9 protein-coding genes are annotated in these 7,353 nt (G+C 73.3%); 4 read left to right on the plus strand and 5 right to left on the minus strand.

Annotated elements, in window-relative coordinates; translation table 11 throughout:
- Window positions 1-10: 10 nt before the first annotated feature.
- The 4 genes from N790_RS08520 to N790_RS08535 form a co-directional block, all read right to left on the minus strand.
- Window positions 11-811: an ABC transporter substrate-binding protein gene (locus tag N790_RS08520; protein ID WP_084062787.1), complete on the minus strand. Its 801-nt coding sequence runs from the start codon at window positions 809-811 to the stop codon at window positions 11-13.
- The gene (gene pdxH, locus N790_RS08525; RefSeq protein WP_043803226.1) at window positions 808-1,425 is read right to left on the minus strand and encodes a pyridoxamine 5'-phosphate oxidase; all 618 of its coding nucleotides are present in this window, start codon (window positions 1,423-1,425) and stop codon (window positions 808-810) included. The genes N790_RS08520 and pdxH overlap by 4 nt, the downstream gene beginning before the upstream one ends.
- 79 nt (window positions 1,426-1,504) lie before the next feature.
- Entirely contained in the window at window positions 1,505-1,711 is a 207-nt protein-coding gene (locus N790_RS08530; protein WP_043803228.1) for a dodecin family protein, read from the minus strand.
- A gap of 45 nt (window positions 1,712-1,756) precedes the next feature.
- Entirely contained in the window at window positions 1,757-2,578 is an 822-nt protein-coding gene (locus tag N790_RS08535; RefSeq protein ID WP_043803229.1) for an NAD-dependent epimerase/dehydratase family protein, read from the minus strand.
- Window positions 2,579-2,643: 65 nt separating this feature from the next.
- Here N790_RS08535 and N790_RS08540 point away from each other — a divergent pair, with 65 nt between their 5' ends.
- From N790_RS08540 to hemE, 4 genes are read left to right on the plus strand one after another with little or no spacing between them, the layout of a single operon-like run.
- Window positions 2,644-3,183, plus strand: a complete 540-nt coding sequence (locus tag N790_RS08540; RefSeq protein ID WP_043803232.1) for a shikimate kinase — start codon at window positions 2,644-2,646, stop codon at window positions 3,181-3,183.
- A complete protein-coding gene (gene aroB, locus N790_RS08545; RefSeq protein WP_043803233.1) occupies window positions 3,180-4,259 on the plus strand; it encodes a 3-dehydroquinate synthase in 1,080 nt (359 codons plus the stop codon). The genes N790_RS08540 and aroB overlap by 4 nt, the downstream gene beginning before the upstream one ends.
- A 60-nt stretch (window positions 4,260-4,319) precedes the next feature.
- On the plus strand, window positions 4,320-4,574 hold the full coding sequence (locus tag N790_RS08550; RefSeq protein ID WP_043803236.1) for a WGR domain-containing protein: 255 nt from the start codon (window positions 4,320-4,322) through the stop codon (window positions 4,572-4,574).
- Window positions 4,561-5,658 carry a uroporphyrinogen decarboxylase gene (gene hemE / locus N790_RS08555; protein ID WP_043803240.1) on the plus strand — a complete coding sequence of 366 codons (1,098 nt, stop codon included), beginning with the start codon at window positions 4,561-4,563 and terminating at the stop codon, window positions 5,656-5,658. Before N790_RS08550 ends, hemE begins: the two co-directional genes overlap by 14 nt.
- A gap of 6 nt (window positions 5,659-5,664) precedes the next feature.
- Here the strand turns inward: hemE and N790_RS08560 are convergent.
- On the minus strand, window positions 5,665-7,353 hold a 1,689-nt coding region (locus N790_RS08560), incomplete at its 5' end, for an ATP-binding protein (RefSeq protein ID WP_043803243.1).

Raw genomic sequence — 7,353 nt, forward strand, 5'->3', positions numbered from 1 at the left:
ATCGCCGCGTTCAGCTTCGCGCCAGGGCCCAGGCGCGGATGTGGGCGGCCATGGCCTGCACGCCCTCGGTGAGCGCGGCGGGGCCGGGCTGCAGGATGATGGGCGACTTCACCTCGTGCAGCTCGCCGTCGCGCACGGCCGGCACGTTTTCCCAGCCCGGGCGCGCGGCGACCTTGCCGGGCTGGAACTTCTTGCCGCACCAGGAGCCGAACACGATGTCCGGCGCGCGCGCGACGACCTGGTCGTCGTTGGCGAGGATGCGGTGTTTCGCCAGCGACTGCGCCGCCAGCTCGGGGAAGATGTCGTCGCCGCCGGCAATCCGCACCAGCTCGGCCACCCACCGGATGCCGCTGATGCGCGGCTCGTCCCATTCCTCGAAGTACACCTTCGGCCGGCGCGGCAGCGTGGCGGCTTGCGCGGCGATGGCGTCGAGGCCGCGTTCCAGGCCATCGGCATACTCGTTTGCCGCGGCGGCCGCGCCCACCAGCGCGCCCAGCCGGCGCACGTAGTCGAGGATGCCGGCGACGCTGCGGTGGTTGCTGATCCACACCTCCACGCCGCGGCGCACCAGTTCGGCGGCGATGTCGGCCTGGATGTCGGAAAAACCGACGACGAAATCGGGCTCGAGCTTCAATATCTCGTCGATCTTCGCCGAGGTGAAGGCGCTGACCTTGGGCTTTTCCTTGCGCGCCCGCGGCGGCCGCACCGTGAAGCCGCTGATGCCGACGATGCGGTCCTGTTCGCCCAGGGCGTACAGGACTTCGGTGGGCTCCTCGGTGAGGCAGACGATGCGGCGCGGGCCGTGGCTCACGGGTAGAGCAGCCGCTTGGTCCAGGCGCCGTCGACGCGCTCGTAGTGGTGGCGTTCGTGCAGGCGGTACTTGGCGCCGTACCAGAACTCGATGCGCTCGGGCACCACGCGGAAGCCCGACCAGTGCGGCGGGCGCGGCACGTCCATGCCCTCGAACTTCTTCTCCACCGCGCTGAAGCGCTGCTCGAAGGTCTCGCGCGACGGCATGGTCTGCGACTGCAGCGAGGCCCAGGCGCCGATCTGGCTCGGCCGCGGCCGGCTGGCGAAATAAGCGTCGGCCTCGGCCAGCGACACCGGCTCCACCGTGCCCTCCACCTTCACCTGCACCTGCTCGCGCAGCGTCTTCCACAGCAGCAGCAGCGCGGCGTGCGGATTGGCGGTGAGCTGGCGGCCCTTGCGGCTGTCGTAGTTGGTGTAGAAGACGAAGCCGCGGGCGTCGAAGGCCTTGAGCAGCACCGTGCGCGCCGAGGGCCGGCCCTCGGCGTCGGCGGTGGCCACGGTCATGGCGGTGGGCTCCGGGTCGCCGGCGGCGGTGGCCTCGGCCAGCAGCGCGGTGAAGGTATCGAGCGCCTCGGCCAGCAGCGGGTCGGTCGGCGGGGTCGGCGTGTCGGTCATCGGGGGCTCCTTCGGTTGGCGCCATTCTCGCGCCAAAGGCCCCTGCCCCGCACCCCGTCCCGCGCCCGGGGCCCCGGGTTCAGGTGACGACGAAGCTCACCCGCATGTTCACGCGCCACTCGGCGACCGAGCCGTCTTCGTTGGTGATGACCTTGATGTCGTTCACCCACGCGCCCTTGATGCCCTTGACGGTCTTGGCGACCTTCTTGAGTCCGCCCTGCACGGCGTCCTCGATGCCTTTCTTGGAGGACGAGGAAACTTCGATCACCTTGGTGACGGTAGCCATGGTTCGCTCCTATCCAATTCAGCCCCCGGGTCGGGGCCCCGCCGACTATACGCCCGGGGCCAGCAGCGGGCCGTAGCCCGCCCGGAAGTCGGGAAAGGCCGGCGCCCAGCCGCTGGCGCGCAGGCGGGCGTTGCGGACGCGGCGGCCGGTGTCGGGGCCGGGCAGCGGGGCCACGACCGGCAGGCCTTCCGACGCGCGCACCCAGGCCAGCACGTCGGCGTCGCGGGCCGGCAGGTCGTCGTTGCCCAGGTAGAGGGATTGCGGCGCTTGGAGCCGAAGCAGGTGGGCCAGCGCCGCCGCCGCATCCTCCACGTGGATGCGGTTGCCCCAGCGCTGGCCGCCCGGCTCGCCGGCGCGGGCCCGGCGCAGCAGCGATTCGCGGCCGGGGCCGTACAGGCCGGACAGGCGCAGCGTGATGCCGCCGGGGTGCGCGGCCAGCGCGGTTTCGGTTTCCAGCAGCACCTGGCCATTGAAGGCCGGCGGTCGCGGCGGCGTGGTTTCGTCCACCCACTCGCCGGCGTCCTCGGCGTAGACGGCGGTGGAGGAGACGAAGACCACGCGCGCGGCGTCGGTGGCGTCGAGCAGGCGGCGCAGGCCGTCGAGGTAGAGCGCGCGGTAGGCGGCTTCGTCGCGGCGGTCGGGCGCGGCGCAGAACACCAGCGCGCCCAGCGCGCGCGGCAGACGTTCCAGGCCTTCGCCGGTGGCCAGGTCGGCACGCAGGGCGCGGATGCCGGGCGACGGCGCGGTTTCACGACGGCGCAGGGTCAGCACCTCGCGGCCCTCGTGCGCCAGGCGCCGCGCCAGCCGCTGGCCCACGTCGCCGGCGCCGGCCACGAGCACCGGCCCGCGCTGCGTTTTCCCGTCCATGCCGGCTCCCTGCAGGCGACGCCTGCACGCGGCGTCCAAGGCGGCCGATGCTAGCATCGTGACCCATGAACCCCGCCCCCAACCTCGTGCTCATCGGCCCCATGGGCGCCGGCAAGACGTCCATCGGCCGCAAGCTGGCGGCGCGGCTGGGGCTGGACTTCGTGGACTGCGACCACCGGCTGGAAGAACGCACGGGCACCTCGGTGCCGGTGATCTTCGAATGCGAGGGCGAGGCTGGCTTCCGCGCGCGCGAAACCGCGCTGATCGCGGAAGTGATGCAGGGCCAGGGCCAGCTGGTGGCCACCGGCGGCGGCGCGGTGCTGGCCGAGGAAAACCGCCGGCGCCTGCGCGAACGCGGTTTCATCGTGTACCTGCAGGTGAGCGTGCCGCAGCAGCTGGAACGCCTGGCCCGCGACCGCAGCCGCCCGCTGCTGGCCGGGCCGGACAAGCAGGCCCGGCTGGAAGCCCTGGCCCAGCAGCGCGGGCCGGTGTACGCCGCGCTGGCCGACCTGGCCTTCGATGCCGACGGCCTGGCCGTGGCCACCGCCGCCGACCGCCTGCAGGCGCTGCTGGAAACCCGCTGGCAGCGCACGGAGGCGGCATGAGCGCGGTGCACGAACTGCGCGTCGAACTGGGCGCGCGCGGCTACCCCATCCGCATCGGCCGCGGCCTGCTGGGCGACGCCGCCGCCTTGCGCGCGCTGGTGCCCGGCCAGCATGCGCTGGTGGTGACCGACGCCCACGTGGCACCGCACTATCTCGCCACGGTGCAGGCCGCGCTGTCGGAAAAGAACGTGAAGGCGCTCGTCCTTCCGCCCGGCGAGCAGGAGAAAACTCTGGCGCGCTTCGGCGAGGTGATGGCGGCGCTGGCCGCCATGGGCGCCAGCCGTGACGCCACCGTGCTGGCCCTGGGGGGCGGCGTGGTGGGCGACCTGGCCGGTTTCGCGGCGGCCTGCTGGATGCGCGGCGTGCGCTTCGTGCAGCTGCCCACCACCCTGCTGGCCATGGTGGACAGTTCGGTCGGCGGCAAGACCGCGGTGGACCTGCCCCAGGGCAAGAACCTGGTCGGCGCCTTCCACCAGCCCGCGGCCGTGCTGGCCGACACCGCCACGCTCGACACCCTGCCCGAGCGCGAACTGCGCGCCGGCCTGGCCGAGGTGGTCAAGTACGGCGCGCTGGGCGACGCCGACTTCTTCGCCTGGCTCGAAGCCCATGCCGACGCGCTGGTGGCCCGCGACGCCGGGGCGCTGGCCGAAGCCATCGCCACCAGCTGCGCGCGCAAGGCCGGCATCGTCGCCCGCGACGAGACCGAGCAGGGCGAACGCATGCTGCTCAACCTGGGCCACACCTTCGGCCACGCCATCGAAACCGAACAGGGTTACGGCGGCCTGCTGCACGGCGAGGCCGTGGCGGTGGGCATGGTGCTGGCGGCGCGGCTGTCGGCCGACCTGGGCCGGGCGCCGTGGGTGGACGCGGCCCGGCTGGCGGCCCTGCTCGAACGCCTGGGCCTGCCCACGGCGCTGCCGCCGGGCCTGTCGCCCGAGGCCCTGCTGGCGCGCATGCGCCTGGACAAGAAGGCGCTGTCGGGCGAACTGCGGCTGGTGCTGTGGCGCGGCCTGGGCCAGGCCGAGGTCGTGGACGGCATCGACCCCGCCGCCATCCTGGCCGTGCTGGCCGATTGAGGGTTTGGTCGCGGCTGAAGCCGCTCCTGCAAGGGCGCCTCGGGCTACAATGGCGGTCTTATGCGCCTGTTGCTACAGCAAAAACCCACCGCCGGCGAGGCGCCCAAGTATGTCCAGCTGATCCTGCAGCAGGATCTGCTGGGCGGCTGGACGCTGCTGCGCGAAACCGGCCAGATCGGCGGCAAGGCGCAGCTCAAGCGCGAGCAGTACCTCGAGCGCGACGCCGCGCTGTCGGCCTTCGAAAAAGCCCGCGACGCCCAGGTCCGCAAGGGCTTCCAGGTGATGTTCGCCCAAGGCGCCGATGCGCCGCGTTGATGGAACCCAGACCGTGACCCTGAAGAACGACCGCTTCCTGCGTGCCCTGCGGCGCGAACCCGTGGACTGCACGCCGGTGTGGCTGATGCGCCAGGCCGGGCGCTACCTGCCGGAATACCGCGCCACCCGCAAGCAGGCCGGCAGCTTCATGGGCCTGGCCACGAACCCGGAACTGGCCTGCGAAGTCACGCTGCAGCCGCTGCGCCGCTACGAGCTCGACGCCGCCATCCTGTTCTCCGACATCCTCACCGTGCCCGACGCGATGGGCCTGGGCCTGTACTTCGCCGAGGGCGAGGGTCCGAAGTTCGAGCGCCCGGTGCGCACGCCGGCCGACATCGCGAAGCTGGCGGTGCCCGACATGGGCAGCTCGCTGCGCTACGTGATGGACGCGGTGTCGCTGATCCGCCGCGAGCTCGACGGCGCAGTGCCGCTGATCGGCTTCTCCGGCAGCCCCTGGACCCTGGCCTGCTACATGGTGGAAGGCGGCGGCAGCGACAACTTCGCCCGCATCAAGGCCATGGCGCTCAACGAGCCGGCCGCGCTGCACCGCCTGCTCGAGGTGACCACCGATGCCGTCATCGCCTACCTGGCCGCGCAGCGCGCCGCCGGCGCGCAGGCGCTGCAGGTGTTCGACACCTGGGGCGGCGTGATGGCGCCGCACCTGTACCGCGAATTCTCGCTGCGCTACCTGCAGCGCATCGCCGCCGAACTGCCGCGTGGCGACGGCGCCGACCGCACCCCGCTGATCCTGTTCGGCAAGGGCAACGCGCCCTACCTGGAAGAACTCGCCGCCAGCGGCGCCGAGGGCGTGGGCGTGGACTGGACCGTGGGCCTGGGCGAAGCCCGGCGCCGCACCGGCGGCCGCGTGGCGCTGCAGGGCAACCTCGACCCCACCACGTTGTACGCGTCGCCGGAGGCCATCCGCGCCGAAGCCGCGCGCGCGCTCGACGATTACGCGGCGGCCAACGGCGGCTCGCGTTTCGGCCACGTGTTCAACCTGGGCCACGGCATGTCGCCGGACATGGACCCGGAGCACGTGCGGGTGCTGGTGGACGCGGTGCACGCGCACAGCCGCCAGGGCTGATCTTCCTCACGGGCCGGCCTCGCGCGCCGGTTCCAGCCCTGCCTCCAGCGCGGCCAGCGCTTCGGCCAGCATCGCGCCGGTCACCGGCTTGCGCAGGAAACCGTCCATGCCGGCGGCGCGGGCTTGGGGCTCGGCGCCGGCGTCGGCACGCGCGGTGATGGCCAGCAGCGGCAGCTGCCGACCCTGCGCGCGCAGCAGCCGCGCCAGTTCGAAGCCGTCGAGGCCCGGCAGGTCGAGGTCGAGCAGGGCCAGGTCGAAATCGCCGGCCTGCAGTTCCGACAGCGCCGCCAGGCCGTGCGCGGCGTGCACCACGCGGTGGCCCCCACGCTCCAGCAGGCCGCTGACCACGGCGGCCACCACCGGATCGTCTTCGACCAGCAGCAGCTTGCGACCCGCGCGGGGTTCCGGTGCGGGCACGGCGTCGGCCAGGGGCTGCGGATCCGCGGCGGGCAGCGGCAGTTCGACGCGGAAGCTGGCGCCGCGGCCGGGTTCGCTGCGCACGCTGATGGAACCGCCCATGGCCGCCGCCAGCTCCTGGCTGATGGCCAGGCCGAGGCCGCTGCCGCCGTAACGCCCGTCGGCCGAAGCCGGCTGCCCGGGTTCGAAGCGCCGGAACAGCCGCGCCTGCTGCTCGGCGCCGAGCCCGGGCCCGGTGTCGCGCACGACCATGACGATGCCCAGCGGCTGGCGCGGGCCGACGTGGATGGCCAGTTCGCCGCGCTCGCAGAACTTGATGGCGTTCGAGGCCAGGTTGAGCAGGATCTGGCGCACGCGCGTGGCGTCGCCGCGCAGGTGCGCCGGCACGGCGGCATCGCAGCGCAGGCTGAAGGCCAGGCCCTTGGCTTCGGCCAGCGGGCGCAGCAGGCCCACCAGCTCCGACAGCAGCGGGCGCAGCGCGAACGGGGCGTCTTCCAGGGTGAGCTTGCCCGCTTCGATGCGCGCCAGGTCGAGTGCGTCGTTGACCAGCCGCAGCAGGTGCCGGCCCGCGACCTGGATGGCTTCGACCTGTGCGCGCTGGCGCGGCTGCAGCTCGCCGCCCTGCAGCAGTTCGGCCATGCCGAGCACGCCGGTCATGGGCGTGCGGATTTCGTGGCCGAGCGTGGCGAGGAAACGGGTCTTGGCCTCGGAACTCTGCTCGGCCAGCTGCTGGCGCGCGCGGGCCAGCTGCCAGGCCTCGCGCCGGCGCAGGCGGGCGCGGTGGAACAACGCCGCCCAGGCCAGCAGCCCGAGCACCGCCACGCCCAGCGCCGCCAGCGCGGTGCGCGTGCCCCACCACGGCGGATCGACCAGCAGCGTGAGCTGGCGTGGCTCCGACCAGGCGCCGTCGGACACCGCCCCCATCACCTGCAACCGGTAACTGCCCGCCGCCAGCCGCGGGAACACCCGCTCGCCGCTGGCGCCCACGTCCACCCAGCCCGCGTCGTAACCTTCCAGTCGGAAGCGGTAGCGGTGCGCCGGCGCATCGACGAAGGACACCAGGCGCGCCACGACGCGCAGGTCGCGGTCGCCGGGCTGCAGCCTCAGCAAGGTGGCCGAGGCCGGCAGCGCAAGCCCCTGCTCGCCGCGCTGCACGCCCAGCGTTTCCAGCACCAGCGGCGGCGGCGCGCGGTCGCGGCGGTCGAGCCGGCGCGTGTCGAACAGCTGGTGGCCGCGGCGCGTCGCCACCACGCCCAGGCCGTCGGCGCCGACGTGCAG

It is taken from the genome of Arenimonas malthae CC-JY-1, assembly GCF_000747075.1.
Lineage (GTDB): Bacteria > Pseudomonadota > Gammaproteobacteria > Xanthomonadales > Xanthomonadaceae > Arenimonas > Arenimonas malthae.

What these genes read in the sequence shown, in the direction of transcription:
- N790_RS08550 (WP_043803236.1), top strand. Translation starts at nt 4,320, where the DNA reads ATGCGCCTGTTGCTACAGCAAAAACCCACCGCCGGCGAGGCGCCCAAG.
- N790_RS08540 (WP_043803232.1), top strand. Translation starts at nt 2,644, where the DNA reads ATGAACCCCGCCCCCAACCTCGTGCTCATCGGCCCCATGGGCGCCGGC.
- hemE (WP_043803240.1), top strand. Translation starts at nt 4,561, where the DNA reads ATGCGCCGCGTTGATGGAACCCAGACCGTGACCCTGAAGAACGACCGC.
- N790_RS08530 (WP_043803228.1), bottom strand. Translation starts at nt 1,711, where the DNA reads ATGGCTACCGTCACCAAGGTGATCGAAGTTTCCTCGTCCTCCAAGAAA.
- aroB (WP_043803233.1), top strand. Translation starts at nt 3,180, where the DNA reads ATGAGCGCGGTGCACGAACTGCGCGTCGAACTGGGCGCGCGCGGCTAC.
- pdxH (WP_043803226.1), bottom strand. Translation starts at nt 1,425, where the DNA reads ATGACCGACACGCCGACCCCGCCGACCGACCCGCTGCTGGCCGAGGCG.
- N790_RS08535 (WP_043803229.1), bottom strand. Translation starts at nt 2,578, where the DNA reads ATGGACGGGAAAACGCAGCGCGGGCCGGTGCTCGTGGCCGGCGCCGGC.